At 57.1% G+C, this 14,601-nt stretch carries 10 protein-coding genes and 4 pseudogenes; 8 read left to right on the top strand and 6 right to left on the bottom strand.

Annotated elements, in window-relative coordinates; all coding sequences use genetic code 11:
• Positions 1–201 precede the first annotated feature (201 nt).
• Positions 202–630: a metallopeptidase TldD-related protein gene (locus AB4Y32_RS39535; protein ID WP_368726445.1), complete on the top strand. Its 429-nt coding sequence runs from the start codon at positions 202–204 to the stop codon at positions 628–630.
• Positions 631–965: 335 nt separating this feature from the next.
• On the opposite strand, the gene AB4Y32_RS39530 is transcribed toward AB4Y32_RS39535, so the two are convergent.
• Complete coding sequence (locus AB4Y32_RS39530) at positions 966–2,507, bottom strand: methyl-accepting chemotaxis protein (protein WP_368726444.1); 1,542 nt, start codon at positions 2,505–2,507, stop codon at positions 966–968.
• Positions 2,508–2,991: 484 nt separating this feature from the next.
• Positions 2,992–3,277: pseudogene (locus AB4Y32_RS39525) on the bottom strand (transposase); the annotation flags it as partial.
• Positions 3,278–3,294: 17 nt separating this feature from the next.
• On the opposite strand from AB4Y32_RS39525, the pseudogene AB4Y32_RS39520 reads away from it, so the two are divergent.
• Both AB4Y32_RS39520 and AB4Y32_RS39515 read left to right on the top strand, forming a co-directional pair.
• A pseudogene (locus tag AB4Y32_RS39520) lies at positions 3,295–3,411 on the top strand (IS5/IS1182 family transposase); the annotation flags it as partial.
• Between the two features lie 718 nt (positions 3,412–4,129).
• Positions 4,130–4,861: a hypothetical protein gene (locus AB4Y32_RS39515; RefSeq protein ID WP_368726443.1), complete on the top strand. Its 732-nt coding sequence runs from the start codon at positions 4,130–4,132 to the stop codon at positions 4,859–4,861.
• 1,113 nt (positions 4,862–5,974) lie between these two features.
• Here AB4Y32_RS39515 and AB4Y32_RS39510 read toward each other — a convergent pair.
• Positions 5,975–6,644: pseudogene (locus AB4Y32_RS39510) on the bottom strand (IS630 family transposase); the annotation flags it as partial.
• Between the two features lie 366 nt (positions 6,645–7,010).
• Between AB4Y32_RS39510 and AB4Y32_RS39505 the strand changes: the two are divergent.
• Both AB4Y32_RS39505 and AB4Y32_RS39500 read left to right on the top strand, forming a co-directional pair.
• On the top strand, positions 7,011–8,153 hold the full coding sequence (locus AB4Y32_RS39505; protein WP_368726442.1) for an RpiR family transcriptional regulator: 1,143 nt from the start codon (positions 7,011–7,013) through the stop codon (positions 8,151–8,153).
• Positions 8,150–8,980, top strand: coding sequence for a GSU2403 family nucleotidyltransferase fold protein (locus tag AB4Y32_RS39500; protein WP_368726441.1), 831 nt, complete (start codon positions 8,150–8,152; stop codon positions 8,978–8,980). The genes AB4Y32_RS39505 and AB4Y32_RS39500 overlap by 4 nt, the downstream gene beginning before the upstream one ends.
• 65 nt (positions 8,981–9,045) lie before the next feature.
• Here AB4Y32_RS39500 and AB4Y32_RS39495 read toward each other — a convergent pair whose 3' ends face one another.
• On the bottom strand, positions 9,046–9,195 hold the full coding sequence (locus AB4Y32_RS39495; protein WP_342937541.1) for a hypothetical protein: 150 nt from the start codon (positions 9,193–9,195) through the stop codon (positions 9,046–9,048).
• A gap of 432 nt (positions 9,196–9,627) precedes the next feature.
• On the opposite strand from AB4Y32_RS39495, the gene AB4Y32_RS39490 reads away from it, so the two are divergent.
• From AB4Y32_RS39490 to AB4Y32_RS39480, 3 genes and pseudogenes are all read left to right on the top strand, one after another.
• Positions 9,628–10,377 carry an H-NS histone family protein gene (locus AB4Y32_RS39490; protein WP_368726440.1) on the top strand — a complete coding sequence of 250 codons (750 nt, stop codon included), beginning with the start codon at positions 9,628–9,630 and terminating at the stop codon, positions 10,375–10,377.
• A gap of 260 nt (positions 10,378–10,637) precedes the next feature.
• A complete protein-coding gene (locus AB4Y32_RS39485; RefSeq protein ID WP_368726439.1) occupies positions 10,638–11,102 on the top strand; it encodes a hypothetical protein in 465 nt (154 codons plus the stop codon).
• A gap of 1,070 nt (positions 11,103–12,172) precedes the next feature.
• Positions 12,173–12,949: pseudogene (locus AB4Y32_RS39480) on the top strand (IS21 family transposase); the annotation flags it as partial.
• Positions 12,950–12,997: 48 nt separating this feature from the next.
• Here AB4Y32_RS39480 and AB4Y32_RS39475 read toward each other — a convergent pair.
• Together AB4Y32_RS39475 and AB4Y32_RS39470 are read right to left on the bottom strand one after the other, a co-directional pair.
• A complete protein-coding gene (locus AB4Y32_RS39475; RefSeq protein WP_368726438.1) occupies positions 12,998–14,002 on the bottom strand; it encodes a tyrosine-type recombinase/integrase in 1,005 nt (334 codons plus the stop codon).
• Positions 13,989–14,435 carry a hypothetical protein gene (locus AB4Y32_RS39470; RefSeq protein WP_368726437.1) on the bottom strand — a complete coding sequence of 149 codons (447 nt, stop codon included), beginning with the start codon at positions 14,433–14,435 and terminating at the stop codon, positions 13,989–13,991. Before AB4Y32_RS39470 ends, AB4Y32_RS39475 begins: the two co-directional genes overlap by 14 nt.
• Positions 14,436–14,601: the final 166 nt, after the last annotated feature.

Raw genomic sequence — 14,601 nt, 5'->3', positions numbered from 1 at the left:
ATATGCGCCGACTGCGGCGCCAACGCCCCACGTCTTGTCCACTTTGGTATCCACCATAATTTGGTGGGTACCAAACTACCCAAAACCTCAATCAGCACGCTAGAACGGCCGCGGCGAGACGCTTACGGCCATTCCGAGGTATCTCGATAGCGCTGAGGGGGCCGATTTGATTGCCGAGCTTGCACGCGTTCATGGTCGGGAATGCGCGGGGGCGTTGTGGCGGAGAACGCGCGGCGCGAGTCGTACCCGGCGCTGCCCATGCCGCGCATGACCAAACACCTACATGCTCAATGGCGACAAGGATCCGCAGGAATCATCGCGTCGGTGAAGAACGGCCTGTATGCGGTGAACTTCGGCGGCGGCCAGGTCGACACCACGAACGGCAAGTTCGTGTTCTCGGAGTCCGAGGCGTACATGATCGAGAACGGCAAGATCATCTGCTCGGTGAAGGGCGCGACGCTGATCGGCAGCGGCCCGGAATCGGTGAAGTACGTGAGCATGATCGGCAACGACATGTCGCTCGACACGGGCGTCGGCGTATGCGGCAAGGAAGGCCAGAGCGTGCCGGTCGGCGTCGGCCAGCCGACCCTGCGGATCGACAAGATGACGGGCGGCGGCGTTGTTGCCTGAATACGTAGGAATTTCCATGCTGCCTACTGCAACGATTCAGGATCCAAAGGACTACAGCATCAACCGCCGATTCTTCCGGCGCTTCCTCGGATTGGCGCGTCCATATTGGACGCGACCGCGTGCGTGGCGTTCGTGGCTCGTGTTGGGCGCATGTACTGTCTTTTCGATCGTGGACACACACGGCACGGATGCTTTGTCCATCTTTGACCCGTTGTACGGCGGCCGCCCTGAACTCCGCCGTATATGCCTAGTTTGGTACCTTGAACATTGTTTTTTTCCTTCCTTCAGATCGAGTTTACACGCGATCCGCTGGAAGTCGAAATTTCGGGGGAAGCTCAGTCAGGCAGTGCGAAAGACGAGACTGCTTCGCGAAGGATGGCGACCTGATCCCTGAGCGAGTGCGCAGCCGCGGCGGCCTGCTCGACCAGTGCAGCATTCTGCTGGGTCACCTGGTCCATCTCTCCTATGGCACGGTTCACCTGTTCTATGCCTGCACTCTGTCCGCGAGACGCATGACTGATCTCTTCCAGGATTTTATTCACGCGCCCTACCGATGCGACGATTTCCGTCATCGTGGAGCCGGCGTTGGCGACGAGCGCAGCGCCTTCTTCGACGCTGACTGTCGACGTCCCAATTAGCGCCTTGATTTCCTTCGCCGCCGTTGCTGAGCGTTGCGCGAGGCTTCGCACTTCTGCCGCAACGACCGCGAAGCCGCGCCCCTGCTCACCCGCACGCGCAGCTTCGACGGCTGCGTTTAACGCGAGGATGTTGGTCTGGAATGCGATTCCGTCGATTACTCCAATGATGTCGCCGATCTGCCTTGAACTGTTCGTGATGTCGCCCATTTTACGGATCACGTCGTCGACGACGCTGCTGCCGCGGGTCGCAATGTCTGTGGCTTGGCTCGCCAGAATGGCGGCCATGACCGCGCTGTCGGCGTTGTGCTTCACATTCACGGTCATCTCGTCCATGCTCGATGCAGTCTGCGTTAACGCAGCCGCTTGTTCTTCCGTGCGTTGCGATAGATCCGTGTTGCCAGCTGCGATTTCGACTGCTCCGACATTGATATTCTCAGCACTGTCGGCCACTCGCGAGATGGCATCGATGAGACCTATCTGCATCACGTTCAGCGCACGCAACAAGCTCTCTCCTTCGCGATGCATGACCGGGATGGGAGTGGCAAGATCACCACGCGCCATGCGTTGTGTCGTCGCGACCGCCACTTCTAGGTCGCCGCCGAGAGAGTGCTTTATGCTTCGCAAGACGAGTAACATCACAACAGTGCAGGCGACTCCTAGGGCAACAGTGATTCCAATCCAGCGGACAATGTCGTTGAAGAACGCTTTTTGGACGTCATCCATGTACATGCCGGTGATGAGAATCCAATCCCAAGACTCGAAGCGAAGCGCGTAGCTGGTTTTTGGTACAGATGCCTCACTCCCCGGTTTGGTCCACAGATATTCGACGAACCCGCCTTTACTCTGGCTAGCCACGTTCGCCAAATCGACGAAGAGGTGCTTGCCAGCCTTGTCGGTGAAGTTTGACATGTTCTTGCCGACGAGTTCAGGCTTGAATGGGTGCATTAACGCCACCGACTGAGAATTGATCACAGTAAGGTATCCGTCGGTGCCATACCGAATCGACGAAAGCACTTCCAAGGCCTGCTTCTTCGCATCATCCTCCGAGATCGTATGCTGCTGCGAAAGCTGGTAATAATGGCTTACGATCGAGTTGGCTTCTTCGATTAGCAACGAAAGCTGTTCTTGACGATCCACGATCGTCGTCGATCGGTGTTGCCACGCGCCGAACAAGATAATCATGATGATGCCCACCCACAGGATGACGATCGTCGAGGTGAGTTTTCTGTTGAGAGTCATGGCGTAGGCCTCTTTTCCGTTTATTGGAGACACCCCTTCCTTCGCCATCGGATGCAGCGTCGGACTCGTCGGCTTGTTCGTCAATGTGGTCGTAAGCAAGTGCTTCCACGTCGCGGAGCTCTACCTCGTGCCGACTGCGCGGCCGACTCTACAGAGCTAACGAAAGTTACAAGGTATCGAACCGCACATCTTCAGCTTCGCTTACGACGCAGAACACGATCACTGATATCGGCCAATCTCTCAAAAAACTACCGTCATCCAATCCTGAATATTGCGTAAGGATTCGCCCAGTCACTGAAGTGTGCACCAAATAGTGCGCAATGCGTTGTACGAGCATGAAGAGAAAAACGATGCCAGAAAGCTGGATGGAGCCACGCAGGCGCACGTGAGGAAAATGATCGTGCAAGCGGTGCGTTGCGCGATGAGATGCAGACTGCGGCGGCGAACATTTACAGTGTGAGCCTGCGAGTGGTGAGCAAATGGCGATCCGGGGCGTCGAAAGTGGCGGGCCTCGCTCGCCAGCAATGGGCGGGATGGTGTCAACCAGCGCGTGAAGCTGGGTGACATCGTGGCGGTTGGCGCCGGTGAGAATTGCCGCGAGCGGGACGCTTCGGTAATGAGGTGGTGCTTTGAACCTGGTCGCGCACGGTCGGTGGGATTCGGTCCCGTTTTTGGCCTGCGCCCACCGCGCGGAAATCGACGACTACACGGGATCACTCAATCCGGTCGGCCTCGCGCAGCTTTGCGAGCAGGATCTCGTGCGGCCGTTCCTGATTGAGCAGTTCGTGTCGAGTGCACCATCTCATGGCTTCACAACTTTCGACGACTGCGCATCCGCTTCGAACGTCTTGCATTCATCCATGAAGCCTTCATGAAAAACGCCTGTTGCATCATCTGCTGGTGAAAACTGAAGAACTCATCTTCTTAACCCATGTTGGTTCAGATTCTGCCAGGCGCGAGGATATAAGGGATTACGAAATCCACTTGATATGAAAAACTAGGTAAAGCCTTTCCATAAAAAACTATAGCTCAAGTTGATGGGCACTGTTTTCGACCGACACTTGCGGTTTGTTGTGATTGTCGGATTTGAGACACGAAACGTTGGAGGCGAGCGCTGTTTTCATGTACATGCACGAGTTGGCGCACATTTTGCGTCTGGGAAGCGGTCAAGCGGACCATGGAGAGTGGGAAGTTACGTGCCTATTAACAGCTGAACGACGCGATCTGCTTCGACCGATGCAATCCCGTTGTCTTTTGTCAAACGCGCCAAACCACGAATGTTCTATGAAGAATGCCAGACTCATGGAACTAACGTAGCTTGGTATTGTTGGTGTTTAAAGGGATGCGCGCCACTTATGCGTGTTCATGCGGAGGTATTGGCCAAACGAGTTGTTGGAGTGATTCGTGGCGTTCGTGTATGCCAGTGCTACTCGCAGCAACAGTACGAAGAAGTCCGGTTTGAAAAACAAGAGTCACATTTTTGGCTTCAAGCATCCCTCGAATGCGTAGGTTATCGGATTTAAAAAAGCTAAGCGGATGTCACCAACTCTGTCATTTCCGCATTCGATGCATGTATCACATGCAAGGTGCGGGCTCTAAACTATTTTTCGAAGGAAATGAGAATGGAGACGCATGTCGATTTTATTTCGCCCGTTCCTGATAGCTTGGAGTTCGACAGGAACTACTACAAAAAATACGTTGACGCTAGTGGAATCCCGGTTGTCGCAGCGGCAGAAGTCGATAGTTTTGCGCTTCTTAAGGCAAAACGCATCATCGAGGTAATGGTATCAAAACATGACCCGATCCGGAGGCTGCTGGCAAATAACGTAAAGGGTTTTCTCATTATCCCAAAGAATAGAGAGATGACGACGCTTCCAGCGTATGTGGATATGGATAGACGATTCCCACTACCATGCGACGAAAAATGGGATAAAAGAGCACAGGGATGCGGCTGGATTTCTTGCCTTCCATATGTAAGTTGCAGTGAAGCGAATTTGCTCAAAGTAGGACGCCCTTTGGACAGATATCCACGTGAATCTATCTGTATCCATGAGTTCGCACATGCTGTCATGGACGCGGGCATACTTGTTCATGACCCAGGGTTTGATGACCGTTTGAATGCGTTGTATAAAGATGCGAAGGAGAAGTATCTGGGAAATTCATACGCCGGGCAAAATCCCGGCGAATATTGGGCAGTAGGGGTTCAGGCATGGTTCAATGCAGCAGATTGCGTTCATAAAGGCACGACACCAACGGATACTTTCGATAAACTACATAAAACCGATCCAAGTTTTGCTTGTGAAGTGGGTAAATGGTTTCCTTCGCCGTATGAATGTTCACCCGTTTACCCATAGATCTCTAATGCCTTTTCGTGGCGCGACGAGCCTTAATGCTCGCACATGAAGGCGAAAATTTTGATCAATGAAACGTGAATCCGGTCATGACGAAGGTGCTCTAGCGCCTGCATTAACCGTCTGACAAGGTCGTGATGCGAAGGGGGTGGTATGTTACATATTCGTTTGGTCCGCGCAATTTGGAAAACGATGATTGCCGAGCGCGGAATCGAGGTCGATCATTCGCACGTGAGTCGGTGAGTTATCAGGCTCGTGCTGCTGTTTGAAATGGCGTTTCGAAAACGCAAACGACCGCCAGCCTTCAACTGTCGAAGCTACTTTTCAATGGTGATTTATATTCATGGTAAATTCGCAGTCGGAAATGATATGGACGCCGTTGCACAATTCTGTGGATTCACGGGCCCGTGCACACCCGTAAGAACCATGGCGATGTATGGAAATTCACCACGCGCTGACACGCTAACCAAACGGATTCTCGACGACATGATGGCGCAAGATCGCATCACTATATGCGGGCGCTATGGTGATGGGGCTGCAATATCTGGGGCGACGAACAGCATCCTCTCGGCTTTATTCGGCGCACACCATGGGACGCTTTGATCGCGGGACACCCTCAATGGGAGACAGTGCTTGACATCAATGTGCTTGACCTGAACCAGGAGGAGGGTGGCCATATCCGGTGGGTTTTAGACGGATTCACGCTGATCTATCCGCGGTACGATCGCGCTTCGTCGTCGACAGACGATCCTGTGCACACCCCGGCCACGCGCGCAAGATGGTCGCAAAGATGCAGGCGCTCGGACACGACGAAGTCTGGTACGTGGAACACAGCGACGGTGGCCATGGCGCTGGCGTCGAACCGGAGGCGAAGGCTCGTGCTGCAGCGACCATTTTCGAGTTCCTTCGGGCGAAGGTCGGGACATCGTTACGGCCCATAGGAGCGGCCGCACTATAGAGCGCAGCCGGCTGTGTATCCGAATTGAGGCGCATCCGTCGCAGATGTGCAGCGAAGGTTGGTGACAGATCTATACACTAGTCCATTGAACCAATGAAATTGCACCGATCTAAAGGCGCATGGGCGTGAGCAGCCACAAAACCGACGCCGTTCAAACCGTTGTCGCAGATCACGTGAATCTCCCTTCTGGCAGGCTGTGCCGATATCACCTCGGTGAGGAACGCGACGAATTGGGCGCTGGTATGGCGTGGGGCAGTCTTGCCCAACACTTTGCCGGTGGCGACATTCAACGCAGCAAACAGGCTCAAGGGTCCCGTTGCGTTTGTATTCGAAGCCATGACTCTCCGCGCGCCCGGGCGAGAGCGGCAACATCCGGTCTTTGCGATCAAGCGCCTGAATGGCCGTTTTCTCGTCCACGCAGAACACCACCGCATGCATCGGCGGGTTCAGATACAGGCCGATTACATCGGCAGCCTTGGCCTCAAAGTCGGGATCGTTGGACACCATGTGGGTATCGAGACGATGCGGCCGAATGTCGTGCTTTCGCCAGATACGTTGCACCGTCATGAAGGGCACGCCCAACTGCGCGGCCAACTTGCGGCTGCTCCAGTGCGTCGAGCCATTGGCCGGTTTGCGTCGCAGCGTATAGTCGAGCACTCTCGCCTCAAGACGCGCCAGGTCACGGCGCGGCGCACGACCTGGGTGCCTGCCGTACAGGCCCGCAAGACGCTCACTGGCGAAGCGGGTTTGCCATGTCGTGATGAAACGCGAATCGCATCGCAACTCGTTCATGATCGCCCCGCGCGAGGCCCCTTCGTCGAGTAGCAGGTATTCCGATTCAACTCGACGCATCCGGTGCAATTCATCCGGTTCAATGGACTAGCTTATAGCAAGCCAATTGGCTTCACGGTTCTAGGTGCGGTTCAGCCCAACCTTGCTAACCAAAGTTAAAGGAGCTTCTTACGTGTGCCCAACGATCGAACTTTTCGGCAGTGCCTGCACTTGATACTCCAACGTCTCAACTCGCGCGGCGGAAAAAGCCACGTTTCGTGCGCGCGATCATCGGTATCGCCGTCGACGCTCGGCGTCCCGTTTTTTTCCGGCAACCGGATACCCTTGCGAACCCGGCTGCGCGGTAGTAACATGGCCGTGTTATTTCAGATGGCCATGTTAGTTAACGTGGCCGAGTGAAACATGAGCGATCGATACCTTTCTCTCGGAGCGGCTGACCGTCTGGCACGAAGCTCCCTGGATTCGCTGTTCGAAGGTAATGGCTGGCAGGTCGAGGAGGACCGTGAGACGGGTTGGATCGGAGATTTCGTTCTGACCGACCCTCACGGTCGGACGTATTACGCCGTATTGAAGACGTCGACGGAAGGGCGCTCCGACCGCGTGATACCACTTTTCTCGCAGGCTCTGTTGGAGGCACGCCTTCGATCGCAGCAAAATGGCGTCCGCCCGGCCGTTCTCATCTGGGTGGGAACCGCTTCGACGGCGCTCGTCAAAAAGCTCATGGATTTTCATCGCCAGTATGGGCAGGGTGAGCCCTTCGCCATACTGGCGGGCGAGCCGTTGTACGCTGACTTTCCCGGACTGGACCATGTGGCTGATGAACGTTCCGTTACCAGCGTGCGGCGCAGAAGCCATTCTGCGCCGCCGCTCGTGTTCTCGGATCTCGCCCAGTGGATGCTCAAACTCCTGCTCGCGGCAGACATCAGCCGTGAAGGGATGATCAACGCCCCGGGCAGGACCTACCTCACGGCGACCGACCTCGCGCGCGAAGCTCGTGTATCTGTCATGTCTGCCACACGCCTCATCAATGCCCTGAAAGAAGAGAATTTCATCGAGTCCGCGCCATACTTGCGAGTCGTGCAGCGACGCAAACTGGCACAACGATGGAAAGCCGCGTACCTGAAGCCAGCTGTGGGGCTGCCCATGAAATATCTCGCGCCAGGCGTGCCTGAGGATCAGCAACTGCGAAAGCTTCTCAAGCGGGAAGGGGAAGAGGTGACGCTTGGCCAGTTCGCTGCGGCGGACGCGCTTGGCGTGGGGCACGTACGTGGCTTCATAACAACCCTCTGGGTGCCCGACCTCGCAGCCGCCGAGCATTGGCGGGGCCTGCGACTCATGCATGACGGCGAGCGGGCCGATGTGGTTTTGCGGCAGCACCCGTATCCGCAATCGCTAGGCCGGGGGCGCGTGCTTCATGAGGGGAAGTGGGTGTCCGACATCATCCAGACATGGCTTGACGTATCAGCTGATCCGTCGCGCGGTGCCGAGCAGGCGGCCGAGTTCGAGCACGGCGTTCTGGCGAACGTAGTAGGAGCGCGCGCGTGAGCGATCTGACGGAATTCAGCACGCTCGCGCTAACCCTCGAACCCTGGCGCAAGCAGATCGTATTTGTCGGCGGCTGGGCGTTTCGGCTCTACCACTACGAGCCGCGCGCCTACACGGCCGACTATAATCCGATCTTCACGCAGGATGCAGACGTGGCCTACGCGGAGCGCGAGCTGCTCGAAGGCGATATCAAGCAGGCGCTGGTTGCGGCGGGGTTCACGGAAGAGCCCAACTTTACTGGTGACTACAAGCCGCCAGCAATGCGCTACACCATGGGCGGCGACGCGAAAGGTTTCTATGCGGAGTTTCTCACCCCTCTCACGAACAGCGGGAAGAAGCGCGACCGGCAAGGGAGATTGAAAGATGACGCGACCGAATTGAAGGCTGGAGTGGTCGCGCAAAAGCTTCGTTACCTCGAAGTGCTGCTGTACAAGCCTTGGGTTGTGACCATCCCCGAGGATGATTCCGGGTTGGGCGAGGCAGTGGAAGCCGTTCGCGTGCCGAACCCGGTAAGCTTCATGATCCAGAAGCTGCTGATCCGCAAGAAGAGAGACGAACAAAACAAACTCGCGCAGGATGTGGTGTACATCCACGACACCCTGCAGATCTTCTACGCGGCGATTGAGACCGACCTCGTCCCGATCTGGAAGGAGCTCGATGGCACGCTGCATCCCAACCAGCAGAAATCCGTTCGCAATGGCGTCAAAGAACTGTTTTGGGAGATGAACGACGTCATCCGCGCAGCTGCGGAAATTCGGGGCAACGATCCCGCCCAGCTGCTAAAGCTGTGCCAGGAAGGCTTCGAGGAAATTTTCGGCGAGGCTTAAAATCGTCATGGGTGACCGTCCCCGCCCAGTTGCGAGCGCACCCGTGAGGCGCGCATTTACGACGACTATGTCTTAAACATAGGCGCCACAGTCTCGCGACGCACCTGCTCGAACAAAAGGAGGATATCCGCGTGGTCCACGTGCTGCTCGGGCACAGGCATCGCCGAACGGCGCTTTTTCGCCGGTACCTGCTGAACGCTGATCTTCTTTGCCATGGTCGTGGTTGATTCACTCTCGAGTTAGGAGGCGCTTGCTATTCTGTTCATGGAGTGAGCAGGTGCATTCTGTGACGCGGCACGATTGCTGTGTCAGGAAAATGCCTTAAGACATGCACTGAAATGAACTTCCCGCAACGACGCCAGGCTCGGTGCATTCCGAGGGTGGCAGGCACTGCCGTTTTTTGTCCTCTCAGGTCGGCGAAAAGGTGAGGCTCTCCAGGAGTCGGGTCATCTAACTTCCACTCCTATCCCGGGTTGAATCAGCGTGCTCGCGACGCCGAGTGCCGGACGATCGGCTTTCACCGACGTCATCAACCACCCGTTACGGACATCCAGCTCGTAGGTCGGCCGCAGCTGGAGAGGTCGACACTAGCGTTTGCTCAATGCTGTGTGGCATAGTGCGGCCATCGCTATACCGAAGGGGGACAAATGGCAACGCTCGAAAAAGTGCAGGCACGAATCACAAAGCTTCAGGCGCAAGCTGATGCGCTCATCAGGAGTCAGTCGTCGACCGCCATCGCCAAGATTCGTGACCTGATGGAGAAGCATGGCCTGACCATCGCGGACATCGATGCACACTTAGGCAGCAAGAAACGCGGTCGTAAGCCAGGCGCCGCGGCGATCACCAAACCCACAGCTCCTGCGAGGTACCGCGATCCGAAGACGGGCGCTACCTGGACGGGACACGGCCGCGCTCCAGCATGGATTGCGAGTGCCAGGGACCGTACCAGGTTTCTGATTGACGACAGCGTCGCACAACCGGCTTCTATCGCCAGGAAGACGGCAAAACCCGGCAACTACGTGCGCGGACCCCAGGCTCCGAAATATCGCGATCCCAAAAGTGGCGCGACCTGGAGTGGGCGCGGTCGGGCACCGGCATGGCTGGCTGGAGCCAAGGATCGTTCGAAGTTTCTGATTGCTGGCGCGGAAGAGGGACTCCCGGCCTCGAAATCAGCTTCGGCCACGAAGGCAGCGGTGAAGAAAGCCGCGAGGAAAAAGCTGGTCGCAAAGAAGGGCAAGACAGTATTAGCTCAATCTGCGCCGGCGAAGAAGGCCGCAGTCAAAAATGCCGTGGCGAAGAAGTCTGTGACGAAGAAAGCGCCGGCGAAAAAGGCACCGCACAGTCCAGAGGCGGTTGCACTGACCAGCGACATGGCTTCGGAAGCGGTCTCGGCCTGATTTCCGCAATTCATATGTCGCAAAGTGTTTGGTATGAGCAGGACGTCTTCGTCCTGCTCGAACAGTTCGGGTTTCTTTAACGAGCGACTGTCGGCGCGTCGCCGCTTCCCTGACCGCCGAAAAAGATCCCTCTACCATCTGAATACAAGCAAAACAGGGCGGCCGCGTCGCCAAGTCATAGCCAACAGCCCGGAGCGTATATCACGGCTTGGTGTAGCATTCGAGCGCAAGGTCTTTCGAAACCACGCCTCATTCACCTGATGACCAGAACGATCCCGTTTGCAAGAATCACCCAGGCGGCAGGCACGCGCCGGAGCAAGGCAATGCTGTTACCGATGCCGCGCGCCGAGGTTGACCGTGTCTGTCTGCAGGTACACGTCGCGCTTGATGCCATGCGGCGGGGCAGCGGCAACGTCAATGCTGCACAGACGCTATGCCAGGTGATGATCCTGACTGGCCTGCTGGCCGAAGCGGGATATGGCGAGGCGACATTCGAACAGATGCGGGACGCTGAAAGCATTCTTTCCGCCGCTTTCGATCATGGTCGCAATTTCCATGTATGGGCACTCGACGAAGAAGGATTTCGGCAATTCGCCGTGATCGTCGCGACATACGACTATCAGATGCAGCGCGCGCCGCTCGCGATAATCACCGACGCGGGTGACCGTCTGGAGCGTTTCCGTGCTGGTAAATCGTTCGACCAGATGGCGCGCAGGCACGCGTAACCGACTTCTACGACGCAGCACGTCCGTATCTGTCTCGATCTGGCTTCAACCCGTTGCGGGTTTTTTGTTTTCGAGCCGCCGGTATACTGCACGGCTCGACCCCTACGAGAAATGCTTGTTCATGAAGGGAAGAATCGCTGATGGTGAAGCCCGCGACCGACTGATCGTCCGGATCCGCCGCAGGATGGAAGAAATTCGGCAGCACCCCGGAAGCGCTCGCCGAATCGACCCAGCACGATAAAGACCATCCACCGCTGTATCGCGACGCGCGCGACAACGAATGGAAGAACGGCCTCGGCGACATGCCAGACTGGCTGCGCACCGCGCAGAACGCCGGAGTCGGCGCCTTCTTCCAGATCGAAACACAAGCACACGAGCCAGCCTTGGTCGAAAGCCAGACCGTCTCAGAGCAGAAAGGTGAACGTCGCCAGCTCGGAGAGTTGCGTTGCCCGAGGGCCGCGTGGTCGTACTATCCAATACGGAAACCATGTCCGAAGAGTCGCACAACATTGACTCGCCAGACGCAAGTGGACCACGGCCTTCAGCCACCGCTTCCATCGCGGTTGCCCGGCAAGTGTATGGTCAATGTGGCGCGGCGCAGCAGCGATGCCAAAGCAACGATGCCAAGCTCCGCCCGCTCGATCCGAACGGCCGGGTAGGCGGGTTCACCGCAACGCTTCCAGACGGCGCTGGCAACGGATGGATCGGGCGAGACCTGGTCCACGGCGTGCGTTTGGCGAGAATGTTCAGGTCTGCGGGCGGCGAGGGCAGGCCTTGCCCCGCCGATGCAACAACAGGTTCAACCATGCTGTTATTTTATCTGTCCGCTGTGGGCGAACAGGGTTCGTAATTATGCTCTGCAGAGCATAAATTACCTTGCGGTTACCCTTGAACGAAAGGCGCGCGAGAGCGGGCTGCGCGTCGCCGACAGCAGCGCAGTACGATATTCTGCCTGTGATCGCCCCCGGAGGGCACCCAAACTCCTCCGGGTTTGGGCAGTTCAAACTCCTCCACCTGAGAACCCCCGGCTGAGCTTTTGAGCGGGCGGCTAACGATGTTGCAGGACGTCTATTTTCTTCTCCTTCGAACAAGAAGGAGATCAGGGAGTGAACGTCTTGAAGCAACATCTGCAAAGCGCGATATTCACGTTGCTCGAACGCGAGGTGAGCCAACGCAGGATCCATGAGCTCACGGGCGTTGATCGCAAGACGATCCGTCGCTACCAGGCGATCTTCGAGTCCCAGCGTGCAGCGACAGCAAATTCCCCCACGGTGCCCGCCGGCCCGGTACAGCCGGTGGGCGCGCAAACTCCTCCACCTCAAACTCCTCCACCCCCGCGCCCACCGGCTTCTGATGCTGCCGCGCCAGCCAAACCCTTCAATTTCGCCCGCTCGGCGAGCGAACCCCATCGCGAGTGGATCGAGCAGCAGGTGCGCCTGAGGCGCAACGCCCAGGCCATTTACCAGGATCTGGTCGACCAGTTCGGCTTTACCGCCAGTTACGACAGCGTCAAGCGTTTCGTGCGCGCCCTTCGTCACGTCGAACCCGAGCAGTTTGACCGCCTCGAGTTCGCGCCCGGCGAAGAAGCCCAGGTTGATTACGGCGAAGGCGCGCTTACGCGCGATCCGAAGACGGGCCGCTTCCGGCGCCCACGGCTGTTCGTGATGACACTGCGATACTCACGGCGCAGCTTCCGGCGCGTGGTCTGGAAGTCGAGCAAACAGGTCTGGGCACAACTGCACGAAGAAGCCTTCCGGTACTTCGGTGGCACATGCGAGAAATCACCAGCTGGTGATTTGCTGACTAATCAGCAGGTTCAGGTAATCCGCAGGAGCGCGGCGGAGCCGGCACCGTTGCTGGCATCAGGTCGCCGGCTCCTTCACATTATGCAGGGCTCAAAGTGAATCAAGCCACGCAAGCAGATCATCGTCGCGTTTCCATCGCGGTGGTCTCTTTCTCTTCGAGGTCGGTTCGAGACGCTCGAGTGCCGCGCGCTTCGTAGCGAGATTCGCCTGGGCATAGTGATTGGTCGTGTCCAGGCTCACGTGGCCGAGCCAGCTGCGGATCACGGTGACGTCTACGCCCACTGCCACGAGGTGGACGGCGGCCGCGTGCCGGAAACTGTGCGGAGAAACGCGCTTCAAAGACAAGGTAGGGACGGTCTTTGCGGCCGCCTGAACGTACTGTGCGAGCTTATAGCGCACTCCGGACGCTCCCAGAGGTACGCCATAGCGATTGACAAAAATGGGATCGTTGCCCGCACGCGGTTGCCGCTTGAGTAGTGCCTTAAGCACGAGAATGGTTTCTGGCCATAGAGGACAAACCCGCTCTTTTTTACCCTTGCCGACCAATCGCACGTAAGACGGCGGATCAAAGCGGATACGTTGTGGGCTAACATCGAGCGCTTCCTGGATTCGTGCGCCGGTGTTGTAGAGAAAACAAAGCAGCGCGTGATCGCGTAGACCCTCAAGACTTGTGCGATCCGGCTGCAGCATAATGGCATCAACTTCGTCTGGCTCAAGATAGATTGGCGCGCGAACGGCTTCACGTTTGGTTGGAATCCGCAGCACTTCGGCGCACTGCGCTGCGTATATGGGCTCCCGTTCAGCGACAAAAGAGAAGAAGCTGTGCAGCGCGGCGAGTCGGCAGTTTCGAGTGCCGATCGTGACCTTGCGCGCTTGCTCGCATTGCTGCAAGAAGGCTCCTACCATGGCTGCGGTAAGGTCGCCGAGCACGAGTGCGGCTACGGACCGTTTGCGCCTCGTAGCCGAAAACCGCAGGAATAGTCTCCAGGTATCGCGATAGGATCGCACCGTATGTGCTGAGAGATTGCGCTGCTCCAGCATGTGTGTGTAAAAAAATTCCTGGAGCAATCTGGGCAAAGGATCAATGGGTCTCATTGTCCACTCCTTCGGCGACGTGCAGGCTGTGCGCGCCGAAAGCACGGAAGCGCGCGCCTGCCAGTTGCAGCAGTTCATCGGTGATGGTCAAATAGGCGAGAGTCGAGTTAATGTCCTTGTGGCCGAGATACGTGGCAAGATAAGGAAGGCGAGCCTGAGGGTTGATCCCCTCGCGGTACCACTCAAGCATTCGATTTGCGACGAATGTGTGCCGAATATCATGAATGCGTGGCCCGAGCCCGCCTCTGTCAGGCTTTACACCAGAGAGGCGCAGGACACGTATCAGAAGCTTCTCGGTCATCACATAAGAGTAGCGCCCGGCCCGTTGCTGATGCCAGAAAAGCCCTGTCTCTGCCTGCTGTGGGCCGCCCGCCAGTCGCCGAGCATGTAGGTAGTCGCGCAGTGCAGCCACGACACTGTTGGGAACCGGCAATGTCCTCGATTTGCAGCTACGCCGCTAGCGGCGTAGTCACAACTATGCCGCCTTGTAAACTATGCTCGATCCAGACAGAATGAGTCTCAAATTCAAGCACAACGAACAAAACATGATCGGCATAGTCTAATTGACATTGGACTCGCTTTCGCGAGAGGCGCAGGTC

This window comes from Paraburkholderia phymatum, from assembly GCF_040965635.1.
Taxonomy (GTDB): Bacteria; Pseudomonadota; Gammaproteobacteria; order Burkholderiales; family Burkholderiaceae; genus Paraburkholderia; species Paraburkholderia phymatum_B.
The sequence above is the reverse complement of the archived record's forward strand: the minus strand, read 5'-3'. Positions and strand labels throughout refer to the sequence as shown.